The sequence below is a fragment of the Streptomyces graminofaciens genome (genome assembly GCF_030294945.1).
GTDB classification, from domain to species: domain Bacteria; phylum Actinomycetota; class Actinomycetes; order Streptomycetales; family Streptomycetaceae; genus Streptomyces; species Streptomyces graminofaciens.
In genome coordinates, this window is sequence record NZ_AP018448.1 from 4,835,749 (window position 1) to 4,852,999 (window position 17,251).

The window sequence follows — 17,251 nt, forward strand, 5'->3', positions numbered from 1 at the left end:
CCGAAAGACACCCGTTAGGCTCGACGCCATGAAGAAGAGCGTCTTGACCCGCTACCGCGTGATGGCCTATGTCACCGCTGTCCTGCTGATCCTGCTGACGGCGGGCGTGATCGCGAAGCGTGTGCTGAGCCTGGACGGCTTCGACGGCTTCGTCACCGTGGTCGGCTTTGCCCACGGCTGGCTTTACGTGCTCTACCTCGTCTTCGCCTTCGACCTCGGCAACAAGGCGAAGATGCCGGTCGGACGCCTGCTGTGGGTGCTCCTCGCGGGCACGGTCCCGACCGCCGCCTTCTTCGTCGAACGCCGGGTGACCCGTGAGGTCGAGCCGCTCATCATCGAGGAAGCGACCCCGGATCCCGCCACGGCCTGACCCCGGCGGCGCCGGGAAGCAGCCTGCGGGCGGCGGTCACTCCTCCTCGAAATCCCCCGCCGCCACCCGCAGCGGGCGCAGGATCGCGAAGATCTCCCCGCATTCCTCCGCGTCGTACGCGCCGAGGCCGAAGTCCATGGCCATCAGGTCGCGGGTGGCCGCGTCGCAGACCTCGCGGCCCTTGTCCGTGATGGAGGCGAGGGTGCCACGGCCGTCGTTGGGGTTGGGGCGCTTGTCGACCAGACCCGACTTCACCAGGCGGTCGACCGTGTTGGTGACCGACGTGGGATGCACCATGAGCCGTTCGCCGATCTTGGACATCGGCAGCTCGCCCTTCTGCGAGAAGGTGAGCAGCACCAGGGCCTCATAGCGCGCGAAGGTCAGCCCGTACGGCTTGACGACGGCGTCGACCTCGGCCAGCAGGATCTGCTGGGCGCGCATGATCGAGGTGATCGCGGCCATGGACGGTACGTTTCCCCAGCGCTGCTTCCAGTGCTCGTCGGCACGCGAGATGGGGTCGAAGGAGAGGCTGAGCGGCTTCGGCACGGCATCGACCCTACCGGCCGGTCACATCATGGTCAGCCCCGTCTCGCCTGTCGGTCGGTGACCATGACCCCCATCACACCCGCCCGCGGCGCCTTCCCGGACGCCTTGCCGCCGGTGTCGTAGCCGGGACGATCTCTCTCCCCATGGGACTATAGGCGACAAATCGCCACAGAATGTCACCCCTCCGGGAGCGCAAGGGAGCGGTATGTCCCGGCTGATCCGTACCTCGGTCGTCATCCGTACGCCGATCCGTTTCCTCGCGGCGCTCTCCGTCCTGGCCGCCCTCCCGCTCACGGCCGGCTGCTCCTCCGAGATCCCCGCCGGGGTGGGTGAGGCCTCCGTCGTCGGGGATGCCACCGAGGAGGCCGACGAGAGGGTCCGGTCGGCGGCCGGATCGCCGTTCTGGGTCGATCCGTCGAGTCCCGCCGCCCAGCAGGTCGACAGCTGGGAGCGGGAGGGGCGGGAGAAGGACGCCGTGCTGCTGCGGCGCATCGCGGACCGCCCGGCCGCGCTGTGGCCCGCGGGCGACGACCCGGTGCCCATGATCCGCGCGGCGACCAGGGCCGCCGACGACGAGGACCGAACCGCCGTCTTCGTCGCGTACAACATCCCGCACCGCGACTGCGGCCAGCACTCGGCCGGCGGAGCGCACGACTCGGACGCCTACCGGGACTGGATCGACGCGTTCGCCGACGCCATCGGCGACAGCGAGGCGCTCGTCGTCCTCGAACCCGACGCGATCGCGCACATCGTGGACGGCTGCACCCCCGGCGAGTACCACGCCGAGCGCGAACGGCTGCTGGGCGAGGCGATCGACCGGCTGAAGGAGCAGCCCGAGACCAAGGTGTACCTGGACGCGGGCAACCCGGCCTGGATCAAGGACTCGGGCAGGCTGGTCGACCCGCTGCGGCGGGCCGGTGTCGCACGCGCCGACGGCTTCTCCCTCAACGTCTCCAACTTCCAGACCGACGCCACGACGAAGGCGTACGGGCTGCGCCTGTCCGAGGAACTCGGCGGCAAGCACTTCGTCGTCGACAGCAGCCGCAACGGCAACGGCCCGCTCGCCGGCGACCGCGCCGAGGCCTGGTGCAACCCGCCCGGCCGCGCCCTCGGCACCCCGCCGACCGTCGACACCGACGAGCCCGCCCTCGACGCCTACCTGTGGATCAAGCGGCCCGGGGAGTCGGACGGGGAGTGCCGGGGCGGCCCGGCGGCCGGGCAGTGGTGGCCGGACTACGCCCTGGGGCTGGCGCGCAACTCCAAGGCGCAGTGAGGCGGTTGTTCACTTCACTTGGATCCACTTCGCCTCCGACGGCGTCCCCTGTGCGTCCGCCACGAACAGCATGTACCAGCCCGGCGGGACCAGTGTCGGGTCGGTCGGTGCGTCGACGGTGACCGAGTAGCGGGTCTTGGTGACCCCCAGGGCGATGGAGCGCTGTTCGACGTCCGTGCTGTGCGTGACCGCGCTCGGGCGCATCAGCCGGGCCGTCACCACCCGCTCCGGGTGCAGCGTGGCGAAGGTCGCGCGGCCCTTGGCGTCCAGCTCCTGCGGGCCCTCACCGAGCGCGGGCCGGTTCTTGCCGTACTTGTGGAGGGTCGGCGGGGTGAAGATCTCCATGCGCTGCTCGAAGTGGCCCAGCTTGGTGTTCTGCTGGTCGTCGTAGAGCGGGTCGGACCCGAAGGTGGCGACCCGGCCGTCGGGCAGGAGCAGCGCCTCGGAGTGGTAGTTGCGGCCGACCCTGGGGTTGGCGGCCGTACGGAAGGAGTTGGACTTCGGGTCGTAGAACTGCGCCCGGAGGATGTTGCTGGCGCTGCGGCCGCGGTAGTCCCTGGAGCCGTTGGAGGTGAAGACGGTGTCGTCCGGCATGAGCACGCTGTTGAGGTAGCGCGTGCCGTGCGGGAGGTCGGGGCCGTCCTTGAAGGAGGGGTTGTCCGCCTTCAGGTCGACGACCGCCGTGCGCGAGGTGGCCTTCTTGGACTCGCCGACGCCACCGCCGCCGAGGATCATCACCTTCTGGTCCTGCGCGGGCGGGAGCAGCACGGCCGCCGAGGTCTCCGTCCGGTCCAGGTCCGTCAGACCCGGCACCTTCTTGAACTTGTTCGTCCTCAGGTCCCACAGGCCCGGTGCGCGGCCGAGGTCGTCGGGGCCGTAGCCGGCGTTCGAGGCGGGGTAGAAGAGTTTCCCGCCCTTGGTGAGGAAGAGGGCGGGGTACGTGGGGAAGTACCGCTTGGGGCCCGGCTTCCACTTCTTGGTCCTCGGGTCGTAGATCTCGTTGTCACCGGGGTCCACCACACCGACGTCGTCGAGTCCGGAGACGGCGAGCACACGCCCGTCCGCCAGGCCGACGAGCGTGGGGTACCAGCGGGCCTTGTCCATCGGGTCGACCGGCACATACCTCTCGGCCTTCGGGTCGAACTCGTACGCCGCCCTGATCCCCTGGAAGTCCTGCTTGTCCATGGTGATCTTCTCCGAGAGGCCGTACGTGTTGTCGGCGTCCTCGCCCTTGAGGCCGACGATCTCGTACTGGGCCTGCTTGGCCGTGACGAAGCGCTCCCCCTTCTTCGCGGACTCGACGAAGACCCGGGCCTCGCTCGGCTTGACGCTGGTCTTCCAGGGCCGCATCACCCCGGCCTCGTCGTACGTGACGTCGAAGGTGCGCTCGGCCTTGGGGACCGTGACGTCGAAGCGGCTGACGTACTCGACGCCGGCCGGTGAGCGGAAGCGGGTGCCCTTCTTCAGGACGACCGCCTTGTCGGGGTTCTCGTTCTTGACCCGCATACCGCCGCCGGCCCGTTCGACCTCGCCCTCCAGCAACTCGTAGCGGGCGGTGCCGCCGGCGACCAGGAGGCGGCCGTCGGGGAGTTGGGCGTGCCCGGAGCAGAAGAAGTCCTCGGGGGTGGGGATCTTCTTGAAGGTGTTCCTCACCGGGTCCCACAGCACGGTGTCGAAGTCGCCCTTGTCGAACTTCTTCTGCTCGTTGCCCGACCCGGCGACGATCAGCACCTTGCCGGTGTGCAGCAGGGCCGCGTGGATGGCGTTGGTGCGGTACTTCTCGGGGATGTCGACCTGCTTCCAGGAGCCGTATCTGGCCCGGTAGCCGGGCTGGGCGATCTTCCACTCGTAGTACTGCTCCTGTGCGAAGCCGATGGCGGCCGGGGCGTTGAGACCGACGAGCAGCGCGAAGGCGCCGACACCGAGCAGGAGCTTCTTCGTCTTCTTCGAGAGCTGGCGGGCCATGTCCTAGCTGCCTCCTGTCGTGGTGCCGGAGACCGTCGGGGCGGGGGTCACCGCGGTGCCCGGGGTGGCGGCGAGCGCCGGTTCGGGGCCGTCGTCGAGCCTGGCCGCGGCCGTCGCGGCGTCGCGGCGGTCGGTCCGGTGGGCGGCGCTCGTCCGGCGGGCCCGGTGCCGGGTGACGATCCACACGGCGACGGGCGCGAGCGAGACCGCCAGGGCGAGGACCGCCCAGGTGCGCATGGCCGCATGGCTGTGGTCGAGGACGAACGACGCGGTCAGCGAGGACGCCAGGACCGTCGCCCAGAACAGATGGACCCGGAAGGTCGGCAGCCGGTCCGCGCTGGCGTCCCCGCCCTTGGGGGTGATGACGAAACGGCAGGGCAGCCGGAGCAGCGCGGCCCCCAGGGACTCCAGGTAGATGGGCGCGGAGAGCGCGGACATGGCCATCCCGGCCAGCCCTCCGGACCCCTCCGGCTCGTGGGGCGAGACGTTGTGCCGCCGGTTCCACAGATACAGCCCGATCTGGAGGGCGGCCGCGTCGCTGTAGAGCATCAGCCAGACGGAGGCGGCGACCTGCGTGCCGGACGCCCCGAACCACAGGAACAGCACACAACTGACGATGCCGAGCAGCCAGTTGACGGCCGTCATCGGGTAGTAGACGAGCATCAGCGTGTACGAGAAGAGGCGGCCCCAGGGCATGGTGAAGGGTGCCTTCCAGTACTGCTTGAAGAGCGTCTCGTAGGTGCCGCGCGACCAGCGCAACTGCTGGGTGAAGAAGTCCGTCCAGGAGACGGGACCCTCACCGACGGCGAGCACGTCGGGCGTGTACACGGACCGCCAGTGCCTGCGCGTCCCCGGATTGCGGCGCCGGTGCAGTTCGAACCCGGTGGCCATGTCCTCGGTGATGGAGTCGTACAGCCCGCCGATCTGCTTGACGGCGGCGATGCGTACGACGTTGTTGGTGCCGACGAACATGGGGGCGCGGTAGCGGTTGCCGGCGCGCTGGATGAGGGCGTGGAAGAGGAACTGCTGGGACTCCGCGGCCTTGGTGACGGCGGTGGTGTAGTTGCCGTACACCTGGGGCCCGACGACGAAGGCGACGTCGGGATCCCGGAAGTACCCCATCATCCGCTCCAGGAAGTTGGGGAGCGGGACGTGATCGGTGTCCACGGAGGCGAAGAACTCGTACTCCTCGCCGTGTGCCGCGATCCAGGCGTTGTAGTTCCCGTGCTTGGTACGGGCCTTGTGCGGGCCCCTGGGCCGGTTCCACTCGGGAACGCCGTGCCGGGTGAAGTGGCGTACGCCCAGTTCCGCGCAGAGGGCCTTGGCGTGGTCGTCGTCGCCCTCGTCGAGGAGCCAGACGTCGAGGGGGCCGGTGTGCCGGATGCGGGTGGCGCCTTCGAGGGTGGCCCGGACCATGGCGAGGGGTTCCTTGCCCGGGACATAGGTGGTGAGGAAGGCGACGCGGGTGCCGGGTTCGGGGACGACGGGGACGGGGTCGCGGGCGACCATCGTCGCGTGGGCGATCGAGGCGACGTTGACGACCATGAACAGCTCGATCAGCCCGATGGCTATCAGCATGGTCACGTCGAGCCCGACGAGCCAACTGTCGGCGCCCTCGCGGGAGACCCAGTGGGTGGGCCACACCAGGTAGACCAGCAGGAGGCCGGTGAGGACGGGGGCGAGCGTCATCAGCAGGACGGCCCGTATTCGGTGCGGCTCGCGCGACAGAAGCCTGATGTATCGCACCTGGTACGCCGATCCGGGCGGCTCCGTGAGCGGCCCGGCAAGCACGCTGTGGCTGTCGTAGTCGTATCCCTCCGGCCGCACAGCGCCTCCCGTGATCGAACGAGTCGATATCTCTACGAAAGGGCCGAATGGGGGGTGTGTCGAACTGAGGGGGGCCGAACGGTGGGTGGTTCGACCGCGGGTGGGAGGGAGCAACCACGACGAACCCGCGCCCGCCGACGAACCCCACCCACCCGAGCTCTCACACGCGAAAACCCCGGCCCTGGTGGACCGGGGTCTGAGAGCTGAACACAGCCGGAGGCCTACGCGGACAGGTGCCGTTCCACCGTCTCCACCTTCGATGTCAGTCCGTCCGCGACGCCGGGGCGGATGTCCGCCTTGAGGACGAGGGACACCCTGGGCGCGCGCTCCTCGACGGCGGCGACGGCACGCCGCACGACGTCCATCACCTCGTCCCACTCACCCTCGATCGAGGTGAACATCGCGTCGGTGCGGTTGGGCAGCCCCGACGCACGGACGACCCGCACGGCGTCGGCGACGTACTCCCCCACGTCCTCGCCGACGCCGAGCGGAGTCACGGAGAAGGCGACGATCACGCGTTCACGATCCCTTCCTTGCTGACGCGGGAGGCGATCGCAGCGTCGACTGCGTTCTCGGCCTCCCGGCGCAGCCTCCGGTCGGCGAAGAAACCGCCGGTCGGCAGCACGGACAGGGCGAAGTACAGCGCGGCCGTCTTCAGCGACCACTTGGTGCGGATCCAGGCGACGGCCCAGAAGATCAGATACAGGATGAAGAGGACGGCGTGGACCCGGCCCATGACGGGCACCGCGTTGAACTCCGTGGTGCGCTTCAGCACCGAGCAGACGAGCAGCAGCAGGAACGACACCGCTTCGGGGGCCGAGACGAGGCGCAGGCGGCGCAGGGCGGAGGCGGTCTTAATGTCCACGGTTCACCTTCGGTGGGGTCGGCGGGGCGAGTCGTCGCATCGCTTGGCGGTCCTTGTGAACAGAAGCACAAGCGCCGTCCATTCTGGCATCCGTCAACCCGGCAATCGTCCTAGGGGTCCTTTCAGGGTCGAGATCCACCTCCAGGCCCTGTCCTGTCCCCCCATGGGCCGGTTACCGTCCCTCCGTGGCAATGTTCCGACTTCAAGGCAGCAAGGTGCTGGCCGTCGAGATGACCGGCGACGCCGTCAAGGCGAAGAACGGCTCGATGGTCGCGTACGACGGCCAGATGGCGTTCAAGAAGCTGAGCGGCGGCGGTGAGGGCATCCGCGGGATGGTGACCCGTCGACTGACCGGCGAGCAGATGACGTTGATGGAGGTGAGGGGGCAGGGCACCTGCTGGTTCGCGGACCGGGCCTCCGAGATCAACCTCGTGAATCTCCAGGGGGACAAGCTGTACGTGGAGTCGAGCAACCTGCTCGCGACGGACGGCGGGCTGCGCACCGGCACGAGCTTCACCGGCCTGCGCGGCGCCTCCCAGGGCAACGGCCTGTTCACCACGACCATCGAGGGCCACGGTCAGGCGGCGATCATGTCCGACGGCCCGGCGGTGGTGCTGCGGGTGAGCCGCCAGTACCCCCTGACGGTCGACCCGGGGGCGTACATCGCGCACCAGGGTGATCTCCACCAGTCGTTCCAGTCGGGTGTGACGTTCCGCACACTCCTCGGCGAGGGCGGCGGCGAGGCCTTCCAGATCCGCTTCGAGGGCGACGGACTCGTCTACGTCCAGCCGAGCGAGCGGAACACGATCGCGGGGGAGGTGTGACATGCCCTTTCGTGAGATCAACTCCAAGATGATCGAGGCGACGGTCATGCCCGGCCAGCGGCTGTTCAGCCAGCGCGGCGCGATGCTCGCCTACAAGGGCGAGGTGTCCTTCACGCCCAACATGCAGGGCGGCCAGGGCGGCATCGCGTCGATGATCGGCCGCCGGGTGGCGGGTGAGGCGACGCCGCTGATGACGGTCGAGGGCAGCGGCACGGTCCTGTTCGGACACGGCGGCCACCACATCCAGGTGATCAACCTGACCGGCGAGACCCTCTACGTCGAGGCCGACCGCCTGCTGGCCTTCGACGGCACGCTCCAGCAGGGCACGATGTTCATGGGCTCGCAGGGCGGCGTCATGGGCATGGTCCGCGGCCAGGTGACCGGCCAGGGCCTGTTCACGACCACCCTCAAGGGCCACGGCGCGGTCGCCGTCATGGCGCACGGCGGTGTCATCGAGGTCCCGATCACCCCCCAGCGCCCGGTCCACGTGGACCCCCAGGCGTACGTGGCGCACCACGGCGACGTACGCAACAAGCTGTCCACCGCGCTCGGCTGGCGCGACATGGTGGGCCGCGGCTCCGGCGAGGCGTTCCAGCTGGAGCTGAGCGGCAGTGGTGCGGTGTACGTCCAGGCCTCGGAGGAGAAGCTGTGAGCATGTACGGGGCTCCGGGCGCCGGCCCGACCGTCCACGACCCCATGACGCTGCCGAGCGACGACAACGTCAACAACTACACCTTCTGCGTGGAGCTCAAGGGGAGCCAGTGGTTCCTGCAGAAGGGGAAGATGATCGCGTATTACGGCCAGATGGAGTTCAACGGCATCGGGCACGGTCGGCTGGACCGGCTCGTCCGTACGTCGTTCCATTCGCCTCTGCACGCGAGCGACTGGGTCGTGGCGGAGGGATCGGGCAAGATGCTCCTCGCCGACCGGGCCTTCGACGTCAATTCGTATGACCTGGAAGACGGCAACCTGACCATTCGCTCGGGCAACCTTCTCGCTTTTCAGCCAAGTCTCGCGCTGAAGCAGTCGATCGTTCCGGGCTTCCTGACACTGATCGGGACCGGAAAGTTCGTGGCCGCCTCGAACGGCCCTGTCGTCTTCATGGAGCCCCCCATCCGGGTGGACCCGCAGGCGCTGGTCGGCTGGGCCGACTGCCCCTCGCCGTGCCACCACTACGACCACGGGTACATGACGGGCGTGATGGGCGGCCTACGTGCGCTGACGGGCATCGGCGGCGCCTCCGGCGAGGAGCACCAGTTCGAGTTCGTCGGGGCGGGCACGGTGCTGCTCCAGTCCTCCGAGATGCTGATGGCCGAGCAGGCCACGGGCATGGTCCCGCACGAGCCGGGGGTGCCGGGCGGCGGCGGGATGCCGGGGTACCAAGGACAGCAACCGGGGGCACCGCGCCTTCCCGGACAGCTGGGGGACCTCCAGCGTCGCTTCGGGCTGTGAGCGGTAGTCTGCGGAGTGTGACATCGAGCGTGTACGCGTCATGATGGACACGGGCACGTTGTCATGCCAAATGCCGACACGCCCTTGCCCTCGCTAGTTCGCCTTTCAACATTTTAGGTAGACTTCATCCATGGAGACCGAAACGGCCACGCGCTGGCTGACCGATGCGGAGCAGTGCGCCTGGCGCACCCACCTCGAGGTCAACAGGCTGCTCACCTACCAGCTCGAAAAGGACCTGCAGCCGTTCGGCCTGACTATGAACGACTACGAGATCCTGGTGAACCTCTCCGAGTCGGAGGGCGTACGGATGCGGATGAGCGACCTCGCGTCCGCCACTCTCCAGTCGAAGAGCCGCCTGTCGCACCAGATCACGCGGATGGAGAACGCGGACCTGGTACGCCGCGAGAACTGCGAGTCCGACCGGCGCGGGCTGTATGCCGTGCTCACCGAGCACGGCATGGAGACGATGAAGAAGGTGGCGCCACATCATGTCGCCTCCGTGCGGCGGCATTTCATCGATCTGCTGCCGGCGGAGGCCCTGGACGAGCTGCACAAGTCGTTGACACCCATCGCGGAGCACCTGCGCAGCCATCGGGGCAAGCCGTAGCGTTCCGCTCGGGGCGCCGGTGAGGTGTCGGGGGGGACTGCGGGACTGCTTTCGGCCGCGGCTTTCGTCGTGGCTGGTCGCGCCCGCGCGGCGGGGCCGCACATCGATGCGGCCCCGCGCCCCTATCCCTTCTGAGGCAACCTGAGTTCGAAGAGGGCTCCGCCTCCCGGCGCGTCCCCGACCGTGAGCGTTCCCCCGTGTCGTACGGCGATGTCCCTCGCGATCGCCAGGCCCAGGCCCGCGCCGCCGTCGTCCCTCGCGCGGGACTCGTCGAGGCGGACGAAGCGCTCGAAGACACGGTCGCGGTCGGCGGGCGGTACGCCGGTGCCGTCGTCGGCGACGGCCAGGACGATCCAGTCGCCCTCGGTGCGCAGAGCGACGGCGACCCGCTCACGGGCGTGCCGCCCGGCGTTGTCCAGCAGGTTGCCGAGGACGCGGGACACCTGGTTCCGCGATCCGCGCACCTCGACCGGTCCGGTGCCGCCCTCGACGGTCACGCCGTCCCGTCCTTCCGTCTCCTCCCGTACGACGGCCGCGAGGTCGAACCGCGCGTCCGGCTGCGGCCGTTCCCCCGCATCGAGCCGGGCGAGCAGCAGCAGGTCGGAGGCGAGGCGCTGGAGTCGTACGGTGTCCTCGACGGCGCCGTCCAGGTCCAGCAACTCGGGGTGCGCGGCGGCCACTTCGAGCTGTGTGCGCAAGGACGCGATCGGGCTGCGCAGTTCGTGCGAGGCGTCCGCGACGAACGCGCGCTGCCGCTCCACCGAGGTCTCCAGGGCGGCGAGGGTCTCGTTCGTCGTACGGGCGAGGCGGGCGACCTCGTCGTGCGTGGCGGGCTCGGGGACGCGGCGCGAGAGGTCCTCGGAGGCCGTGATGGCGGCCATCTCGGCGCGGATGCCCTCGACCGGGCGCAGGGCCCGCTTGGTCACGACATAGGTCACACCACTGACGGTCACCAGCAGTAGGGGCAGCCCGATGAGCATCGTCGTCAACGCGGTGCTGACGGCGTCCTCCTCGACGGAGAGCGGGGCGCCCGCGTAGACGGTGAGCGGGACACCCTGCGCCGTGACCACGTCGACCCCGGCGAAGCGGTAGTGCTTCGTCTCCCCCTCGACGGTCGCCGTGCCCTCGCCGTACCAGGTCTCGTCGGCGACCTCGCCGGCGACGAGCGTGTCCTCGTCCTCCGGCTCCGCGTCGCCCTCCGCCCGGTCGTCGGCGTCGTCGTTCGTCTCGGAGTTCAGCCGGTCCGAGTCGATGGCGCTCACGCTGATGCCCTCGACGTCCTCGCCGACCGCGACCGGCTTCTCCTTGCGGTCCAGTACCTCAACGGGGTTCTCGTCGCCGTCCGGCAGGATCAGCTTGTCGTAGGCGAATCCGTGCGCCAGCGCCGAGGCGGCGTTGCGGGCCACGGAGTCGGCCTCGGCGTCCGCCTGGTCGATGAGGCTGGACCGCAGCGCGAGCAGTACGGCGGCCCCCGCGGCGACCAGGGCGACGGCGACGACGAGGGTGGCTGCGAGGGTGGCGCGGGCCCGTACGGACCCCAGTCGCCGCCTCATGTCCGGGCCTCCAGTCTGTATCCGGCGCCGCGTACGGTCTTGATCAGCGCGGGGCCGAGCTTGCGGCGCAGGGTGCTGACGTAGACCTCGACGATGTTCGGGTCGCCCTCGTACGCGAAGTCCCAGACGTGCTCCAGGATGTCGGACTTCGACACGACCTCCCCGGCCCGCACGACGAGTTGTTCGAGGACGGAGAACTCCTTGGTGGTCAGGGCGATCTCGTCGTCCGCGAGGAACACGCGCCGGGCGGCGGTGTCGACCTTCAGGTCGCCGACCGTGTGCACGGGCGAGGCCCCGCCCGACGGGCCGCGGCGCCGCAGCAGCGCCTTCACCCGGGCGACGAGGACGACGTACGAGAACGGCTTGGTCAGATAGTCGTCGGCGCCCGTGTCGAGCCCCTCGGCCTCGTCGTACTCGCCGTCCTTGGCGGTCAGCATCAGGATCGGCACGTCGTGGCCGGCGGCGCGCAGAGCGCCGCACACGCGGTAGCCGTTCATGCCGGGCAGCATGATGTCGAGGATCACGAGGTCGTACGTCCCCTCGCTCGCCCGGTGCAGGCCCTCGACGCCGTCGTGGACGACATCCACCGCGTATCCCTCGGCCGTCAGGCCCTTGGCCAGCGACACCGCGAGCCGCTTCTCATCTTCCACGATCAACAGGCGCATGCGTTCAGCTTGGCAAACCGAACCTGAAGAGACCTTCAGGAGACTTCAGGTCCGCTTCAGCGTCGCTCAGCCAGATTGGTCCTCGTCGAAAGCAGACGAGGCACACAAGCCAACTGCAACCGGCGACAACGTCCGTTACTGGTTGCAACCAGTCGCATCCTGGAGGAATCCCATGAAGCGCAACATCGTCATCGCCACCATCGCGGCCGTGGCCCTGATCGGCGGCGGCACCGCGACCGCCATCGCGGTCTCGGGTGACGACGAGGCGCCGGCGAACAAGACGGTGACGGTCTCGAACGACGACAACGACCGCGACGACGCCGACATCAACGACACCGACGACGCGGCTCAGGACACGGCCGAGGACCGGGCCGCCCGCGACACTGACGAGGACGCCGAGGACAAGGCGGAGAACGCGGCCGACGCGAAGGCCGCGCAGATCACGGCCGCCGACGCGATCAAGGCGGCGCTGAAGCACACGGCCGGTACGGCGGTCTCGGCCGACCTCGACGACGAGGGCACGGCCCATGTGTGGGAGGTCGACGTGCTGACGGGCGGCGGCTCCTGGGACAGCATCCAGATCGACCCGGCCACCGGCAAGGTCCTCGGCTCGCACACCGAGCAGGACGACGACGGTGACGACGCCGCCGAGGCCGCGCAGATCCGCGCCGCCCTGAAGGGCAGCTCCGTGACGGCCGCCGAGGCCGCGGAGGCCGCCGCCGCCAAGGGCACCGTGACCTCCGTCGACCTCGACGAGGACGGCCCGCAGCAGGCCTGGGAGGCCGACACCACCGCCGCCGACGGCACCGGCAGTGACTGGCGCGTGAACCTCGACTCCGGCAAGGTCACCGCGGACCGCTCGGACGACTGACCCCCACGACCACTTCCCTCCCCCCCACAGGTAAGGGCACCCGGCACCGGGTGCCCTTACCGGCGTTCGGAGAGTTCCGGCGTACTCGGCTGGCGGACGCCGACCGCCACCGCGGCCGCGGCGAACAGCGCCACCCCGCCCGCCGCCGCGAAGCACAGGCCCACCGGCAGCCGGCCCACGAGGAGTCCACCGGCCGCCGTACCCGTCGCGGTACCGGCGTTCACCGCGGTGTTGACCCAGGCCCCGGCCCGTACGCGGGTGCCCGGCGCCGCGCACTCGTCGGCGAAGAGGTACGCGGTGGTCAGGGCCGGGGCGATGAAGAACCCGGCACAGACCACGACCCCGATGAGGGCACCGAGCCCCGGGGCGAGTCCGGCGCAGGCCAGGGCGATGCCGAGCCCGGCGGCGAGCAGCGACAGCCTCGTCCCGGCCCCGGCCCGCCACTCGACGGCACCGTTCACCAGCCCGCCCACGGCGCTCCCGGCCGACAGCGCGGCGAACACCCAGGCCACGGCGTCGTCTCCGTGCCCGTGCCCCTCGGCGAAGGCCAGCACCAGCAGATCGAGCGCGCCGATCGACAGCCCGACCCCGGCGGCCAGCGCGACGGGCGGCAGGATCCCGGTGGAGACGCGGGGTGCCCGGTCCCCCGGCTTCCGGGCGGCACCCGGCACCCGGGCCACGACCGGCGAGGCGACGAACCCGCAGGTCCCCGAGGCCACGAGGAGGGCACTCACCGCCACGGCGACCGCGGGCTCGGCGACCTGCACGACACCGCCCACGACCAGCGGCCCCGACACGAACAACAGCTCCTCCGCGACGCCGTCCAGGCTGTACGCCCGCCGCAACATCCCCGGATCCTGGGCGAGTTCGCCCCACACCGCCCGCATGGTCGGCCCGAGCGGAGGCGTGCAGGCACCGGCGACCGCGGCCACGGCGCCCAGGAGGGTGGCGGAGGCCCCGGGCGGCCGGCTGACGAGGGCGAGCGCCGTGAGCAGTACGGCGTAGAGGACGGCCATCGGAAGCAGTGCGCGACGCGGGCCGTGCCGGTCGACGAGTGCGGCGCGGGCCGGTGACAGGAACACGCTGGTGGCACCGAACAGCGCGAGCACCGTCCCGGCGGCGGCGTACGACCCGGTGGCCCGGTCGACGGCGAGCAGCACGGCGAGCGAGACCATGCCGTAGGAGAGCCGGCCGAGCAGGGCGGTGGCGAAGGTGCGGCGGGCGTGGGGGATGCGGAGGAGCGCGGCGTACGAGGGCCGCGACGGGGTCGCAGACATGCGAGAGGTTCCTCGACTTGAGGCGGAGAAGGGGACGCCGAAGTCCTGCGACGGCACTCACGCCGTCGGCGGGACGGATACGTCCACTACGCCAAGAGGAGGAACATGGAGCTCAACGTAACAGCGCGACGCGGCCCGCGCCCCCACATACGGAAGCACGGGGCGCAGCCCAGGCCTTCAGGGGCGCGGGGAACCGCGCGACAAGCCCCCACCCGCCCGCAGCCGACAAACCGGCGGGGTCTGGGGGCGCGGCCACCGGCTCGTGGATGGGACGGGTAGGGGCGGCGGGGGCGAAAAAGCCTGTCGGCGCCCGATCAGCGCTCCGTGAGCCCCGCCACCAGCTCGTCCGCGGCGCGATACGGATCCAGCTCCCCCGCCACGATCCGCTCCGCCAGCGCACTCAGGCGACGGTCACCGTGGAGGTCCCCGATCCGTTCCCGCAGCGCGGTCACCGCGATCGTCTCGACCTCCCGCGCGGCCCGAGAACGGCGCCGCTCGGCGAGGACCCCCCGCTCCTCCATCCACGCACGGTGCTTCTCCAGGGCCTCCACGACCTCGTCGATACCCTCCGCCCGCGCGGCGACCGTCTTCACGATCGGGGGACGCCAGTCGCCGGGCCCACGGGACTCCCCGAGCCCCAGCATGTGGTTCAGCTCGCGCGCGGTCGCGTCGGCCCCGTCGCGGTCGGCCTTGTTGACGACGTAGACGTCCCCGATCTCCAGGATCCCGGCCTTGGCCGCCTGGATGCCGTCACCCATGCCGGGCGCCAGCAGCACCACGGACGTGTCCGCCTGCGACGCGATCTCCACCTCCGACTGGCCCACCCCGACCGTCTCGACCAGGATCACCTCGCACCCGGCGGCGTCCAGGACCCGGATCGCCTGGGGCGCCGCCCACGCCAGGCCGCCCAGATGCCCACGCGTCGCCATCGAACGGATGTACACACCGGGGTCCGACGCGTGCTCCGACATCCGGACCCGGTCACCCAGCAGCGCCCCGCCGGAGAACGGCGACGACGGGTCCACCGCCAGCACGCCGACCCGCCTGCCTACCCGCCGGTACGCCGTCACCAGCGCCGACGTGGAGGTCGACTTGCCGACACCCGGTGAGCCCGTGAGACCGACCACGTAGGCCCCGCCCGTCAGCGGGGCCAACGCCGCCATGACCTCGCGCAACTGCGGGGACGCCCCCTCCACCAGCGAGATCAGCCGGGCGACGGCACGCGGCCGCCCCTCCCTGGCCTGGGCCACCAGTGTGGGGACGTCCTGCATCACAGCTCCGTTCCGAGTAGCCACGTACACCTGAGACTGAAAGGGCTCAGGCCTCGGGCACCCGCACGATCAGCGCGTCGCCCTGCCCGCCGCCACCGCACAGCGCGGCCGCGCCGACCCCGCCGCCCCGCCGCTTCAGCTCCAGCGCCAGATGCAGGACCAGGCGCGCGCCGGACATGCCGATGGGGTGGCCGAGGGCAATCGCACCACCGTTGACATTCACCTTTTCCGGGGACACCCCGAGGTCCTTCATTGACTGAACGGCGACCGCGGCGAAGGCCTCGTTGATCTCGATCAGGTCCAGATCCGCCACCTCCAGGCCGTCCTTCTTCAGGGCGTGCTGGATCGCGTTCGACGGCTGCGACTGCAAAGAATTGTCCGGTCCGGCGACGTTCCCGTGGGCGCCGATCTCGGCCAGCCACGTAAGGCCCAGCTCCTCCGCCTTCTCCTTGCTCATGACGACCACGGCGGCGGCGCCGTCCGAGATCTGCGAGGCGGAACCGGCCGTGATCGTGCCGTCCCTGGTGAACGCCGGCCGCAGCTTGCCCAGCGACTCGGCGGTGGTCTCGCCGCGGATGCCCTCGTCCTGGCTGAAGACGACCGGCTCGCCCTTGCGCTGCGGGATCTCGACCGGCGTGATCTCCGCCTCGAAGAGCCCGTTCTTCTGGGCGGCGGCGGCCCGCTGGTGCGAGAGCGCGGCGATCTCGTCCTGCTCGGGGCGCAGGATGCCGAGGCGCGTGTTGTGCTTCTCCGTGGACTCGCCCATGGCGATGTTCTCGAAGGCGTCCGTCAGCCCGTCGTACGCCATCGCGTCGAGCATCTCGATCGCGCCGTACTTGTAGCCCTCACGGGACTTCGGGAGCAGGTGGGGGGCGTTCGTCATGGACTCCTGGCCACCCGCCACGACCACGTCGAATTCACCCGCTCGGATCAGCTGGTCGGCCAGCGCGATGGCGTCGAGGCCCGACAGACAGACCTTGTTGATCGTGAGCGCGGGCACGTTCATCGGGATGCCCGCCTTGACCGCGGCCTGGCGCGCCGGGATCTGCCCCGCCCCGGCCTGGAGCACCTGGCCCATGATCACGTACTGCACCTGGTCGCCGCCGATCCCCGCACGGTCCAGGGCGGCCTTGATCGCGAAGCCACCGAGCTCGGCTCCGGAGAAGGACTTCAGCGAACCGAGCAACCGTCCCATGGGCGTACGGGCGCCCGCGACGATCACCGAGGTCCTGCCGTTCGTTCCAGTCATGAGGTGCGATCCCCTTCCAGCTTGCACAGCCGAGGAGTGAACGAGGGTTTACTTGAATGTACTGAGTGGCACTCCGTGCCGTCACCGGGCCGTCAGTGTGATCGCGCGCACGTTGCGTAACCACCTCCGGGGCGGTGCACTGACACCATGCTGACGCGAATCGACCACATCGGGATCGCCTGTTTCGACCTCGACGCCACTGTCGAGTTCTACAGGGCCACGTACGGCTTCGAGGTGTTCCACTCCGAGGTCAACGAGGAGCAGGGCGTACGCGAGGCCATGCTCAAGATCAACAGCACGGACGACGGCGGCGCCTCCTACCTCCAGCTCCTGGAGCCCACCCGCGAGGACTCCACCGTCGCCAAGTGGCTGGCCAAGAACGGCGAGGGGGTCCACCACATCGCCTTCGGCACGGCGGATGTCGACGGTGAGGCGGCCGCGATCAAGGACAAGGGCGTACGCGTCCTGTACGAGGAGCCGCGACGCGGTTCCATGGGGTCACGGATCACGTTCCTGCACCCCAAGGATTGCCATGGCGTACTGACAGAACTGGTCACTTCGGCACCGGTTGAGTCACCTGAGCACTGACCCCCGTACATATGGGCCGGTAGGGTTGGGGTCGGCCGTCCCTTTTCA

18 protein-coding genes are annotated in these 17,251 nt (G+C 70.0%); 8 read left to right on the top strand and 10 right to left on the bottom strand.

Annotation, left to right across the window (positions count from 1 at the left end; translation table 11 throughout):
• The first annotated feature begins 28 nt into the window (after positions 1-28).
• Positions 29-370: a DUF3817 domain-containing protein gene (locus tag SGFS_RS20415; protein WP_286252227.1), complete on the top strand. Its 342-nt coding sequence runs from the start codon at positions 29-31 to the stop codon at positions 368-370.
• 36 nt (positions 371-406) lie between these two features.
• Here SGFS_RS20415 and SGFS_RS20420 read toward each other — a convergent pair whose 3' ends face one another.
• Entirely contained in the window at positions 407-916 is a 510-nt protein-coding gene (locus SGFS_RS20420) for a MarR family winged helix-turn-helix transcriptional regulator (protein ID WP_286252228.1), read from the bottom strand.
• A gap of 205 nt (positions 917-1,121) precedes the next feature.
• Between SGFS_RS20420 and SGFS_RS20425 the strand changes: the two genes are divergently transcribed.
• On the top strand, positions 1,122-2,189 hold the full coding sequence (locus SGFS_RS20425; RefSeq protein ID WP_286252229.1) for a glycoside hydrolase family 6 protein: 1,068 nt from the start codon (positions 1,122-1,124) through the stop codon (positions 2,187-2,189).
• Between the two features lie 9 nt (positions 2,190-2,198).
• On the opposite strand, the gene glxA is transcribed toward SGFS_RS20425, so the two are convergent.
• The 4 genes from glxA to SGFS_RS20445 form a co-directional block, all read right to left on the bottom strand.
• Entirely contained in the window at positions 2,199-4,154 is a 1,956-nt protein-coding gene (glxA, locus tag SGFS_RS20430) for a radical copper oxidase GlxA (RefSeq protein WP_286252230.1), read from the bottom strand.
• A gap of 3 nt (positions 4,155-4,157) precedes the next feature.
• Positions 4,158-5,981 (bottom strand): glycosyltransferase family 2 protein, encoded by a 1,824-nt coding sequence (locus SGFS_RS20435; protein WP_286252231.1) that lies wholly within the window; start codon positions 5,979-5,981, stop codon positions 4,158-4,160.
• 221 nt (positions 5,982-6,202) lie between these two features.
• Complete coding sequence (locus SGFS_RS20440) at positions 6,203-6,496, bottom strand: MTH1187 family thiamine-binding protein (protein WP_286252232.1); 294 nt, start codon at positions 6,494-6,496, stop codon at positions 6,203-6,205.
• A complete protein-coding gene (locus SGFS_RS20445) occupies positions 6,493-6,846 on the bottom strand; it encodes a DUF3817 domain-containing protein (RefSeq protein WP_286252234.1) in 354 nt (117 codons plus the stop codon). Before SGFS_RS20445 ends, SGFS_RS20440 begins: the two co-directional genes overlap by 4 nt.
• A gap of 191 nt (positions 6,847-7,037) precedes the next feature.
• On the opposite strand from SGFS_RS20445, the gene SGFS_RS20450 reads away from it, so the two are divergent.
• The 4 genes from SGFS_RS20450 to SGFS_RS20465 all read left to right on the top strand — a co-directional run bounded on the left by SGFS_RS20450 (position 7,038) and on the right by SGFS_RS20465 (position 9,729).
• The gene (locus SGFS_RS20450; protein ID WP_286259989.1) at positions 7,038-7,670 is read left to right on the top strand and encodes an AIM24 family protein; all 633 of its coding nucleotides are present in this window, start codon (positions 7,038-7,040) and stop codon (positions 7,668-7,670) included.
• Position 7,671: 1 nt separating this feature from the next.
• Positions 7,672-8,322 carry an AIM24 family protein gene (locus SGFS_RS20455; RefSeq protein WP_286252235.1) on the top strand — a complete coding sequence of 217 codons (651 nt, stop codon included), beginning with the start codon at positions 7,672-7,674 and terminating at the stop codon, positions 8,320-8,322.
• Positions 8,323-8,324: 2 nt separating this feature from the next.
• Positions 8,325-9,122, top strand: coding sequence for an AIM24 family protein (locus SGFS_RS20460; protein WP_286259990.1), 798 nt, complete (start codon positions 8,325-8,327; stop codon positions 9,120-9,122).
• Positions 9,123-9,252: 130 nt separating this feature from the next.
• Positions 9,253-9,729 (top strand): MarR family winged helix-turn-helix transcriptional regulator, encoded by a 477-nt coding sequence (locus SGFS_RS20465; protein WP_286252237.1) that lies wholly within the window; start codon positions 9,253-9,255, stop codon positions 9,727-9,729.
• A gap of 122 nt (positions 9,730-9,851) precedes the next feature.
• Here the strand turns inward: SGFS_RS20465 and SGFS_RS20470 are convergent, their stop codons facing one another.
• Positions 9,852-11,282: a sensor histidine kinase gene (locus SGFS_RS20470; protein ID WP_286252238.1), complete on the bottom strand. Its 1,431-nt coding sequence runs from the start codon at positions 11,280-11,282 to the stop codon at positions 9,852-9,854.
• On the bottom strand, positions 11,279-11,947 hold the full coding sequence (locus SGFS_RS20475) for a response regulator transcription factor (protein ID WP_286252240.1): 669 nt from the start codon (positions 11,945-11,947) through the stop codon (positions 11,279-11,281). Before SGFS_RS20475 ends, SGFS_RS20470 begins: the two co-directional genes overlap by 4 nt.
• Positions 11,948-12,119: 172 nt before the next feature.
• Between SGFS_RS20475 and SGFS_RS20480 the strand changes: the two genes are divergently transcribed.
• Positions 12,120-12,818 carry a PepSY domain-containing protein gene (locus SGFS_RS20480; RefSeq protein WP_286252242.1) on the top strand — a complete coding sequence of 233 codons (699 nt, stop codon included), beginning with the start codon at positions 12,120-12,122 and terminating at the stop codon, positions 12,816-12,818.
• Positions 12,819-12,874: 56 nt separating this feature from the next.
• Here the strand turns inward: SGFS_RS20480 and SGFS_RS20485 are convergent, their stop codons facing one another.
• The 3 genes from SGFS_RS20485 to SGFS_RS20495 all read right to left on the bottom strand — a co-directional run bounded on the left by SGFS_RS20485 (position 12,875) and on the right by SGFS_RS20495 (position 16,615).
• A complete protein-coding gene (locus SGFS_RS20485) occupies positions 12,875-14,095 on the bottom strand; it encodes an MFS transporter (RefSeq protein ID WP_286252243.1) in 1,221 nt (406 codons plus the stop codon).
• 314 nt (positions 14,096-14,409) lie between these two features.
• Complete coding sequence (gene meaB, locus SGFS_RS20490) at positions 14,410-15,366, bottom strand: methylmalonyl Co-A mutase-associated GTPase MeaB (RefSeq protein ID WP_286252245.1); 957 nt, start codon at positions 15,364-15,366, stop codon at positions 14,410-14,412.
• A 46-nt stretch (positions 15,367-15,412) separates the two neighbouring features.
• Positions 15,413-16,615, bottom strand: coding sequence for an acetyl-CoA C-acetyltransferase (locus SGFS_RS20495; RefSeq protein WP_286252247.1), 1,203 nt, complete (start codon positions 16,613-16,615; stop codon positions 15,413-15,415).
• Between the two features lie 147 nt (positions 16,616-16,762).
• On the opposite strand from SGFS_RS20495, the gene mce reads away from it, so the two are divergent.
• Entirely contained in the window at positions 16,763-17,203 is a 441-nt protein-coding gene (gene mce / locus SGFS_RS20500; RefSeq protein ID WP_200303868.1) for a methylmalonyl-CoA epimerase, read from the top strand.
• Positions 17,204-17,251 lie beyond the last annotated feature (48 nt).

Bases quoted from the DNA above. Each gene is read 5' to 3' on its own strand.
- SGFS_RS20415 (WP_286252227.1), top strand. From the start codon at position 29: ATGAAGAAGAGCGTCTTGACCCGCTACCGCGTGATGGCCTATGTCACC.
- SGFS_RS20425 (WP_286252229.1), top strand. From the start codon at position 1,122: ATGTCCCGGCTGATCCGTACCTCGGTCGTCATCCGTACGCCGATCCGT.
- glxA (WP_286252230.1), bottom strand. From the start codon at position 4,154: ATGGCCCGCCAGCTCTCGAAGAAGACGAAGAAGCTCCTGCTCGGTGTC.
- SGFS_RS20450 (WP_286259989.1), top strand. From the start codon at position 7,038: ATGTTCCGACTTCAAGGCAGCAAGGTGCTGGCCGTCGAGATGACCGGC.
- SGFS_RS20455 (WP_286252235.1), top strand. From the start codon at position 7,672: ATGCCCTTTCGTGAGATCAACTCCAAGATGATCGAGGCGACGGTCATG.
- SGFS_RS20460 (WP_286259990.1), top strand. From the start codon at position 8,325: ATGTACGGGGCTCCGGGCGCCGGCCCGACCGTCCACGACCCCATGACG.
- SGFS_RS20465 (WP_286252237.1), top strand. From the start codon at position 9,253: ATGGAGACCGAAACGGCCACGCGCTGGCTGACCGATGCGGAGCAGTGC.
- SGFS_RS20470 (WP_286252238.1), bottom strand. From the start codon at position 11,282: ATGAGGCGGCGACTGGGGTCCGTACGGGCCCGCGCCACCCTCGCAGCC.
- SGFS_RS20475 (WP_286252240.1), bottom strand. From the start codon at position 11,947: ATGCGCCTGTTGATCGTGGAAGATGAGAAGCGGCTCGCGGTGTCGCTG.
- SGFS_RS20480 (WP_286252242.1), top strand. From the start codon at position 12,120: ATGAAGCGCAACATCGTCATCGCCACCATCGCGGCCGTGGCCCTGATC.
- SGFS_RS20485 (WP_286252243.1), bottom strand. From the start codon at position 14,095: ATGTCTGCGACCCCGTCGCGGCCCTCGTACGCCGCGCTCCTCCGCATC.
- meaB (WP_286252245.1), bottom strand. From the start codon at position 15,366: ATGCAGGACGTCCCCACACTGGTGGCCCAGGCCAGGGAGGGGCGGCCG.
- SGFS_RS20495 (WP_286252247.1), bottom strand. From the start codon at position 16,615: ATGACTGGAACGAACGGCAGGACCTCGGTGATCGTCGCGGGCGCCCGT.
- mce (WP_200303868.1), top strand. From the start codon at position 16,763: ATGCTGACGCGAATCGACCACATCGGGATCGCCTGTTTCGACCTCGAC.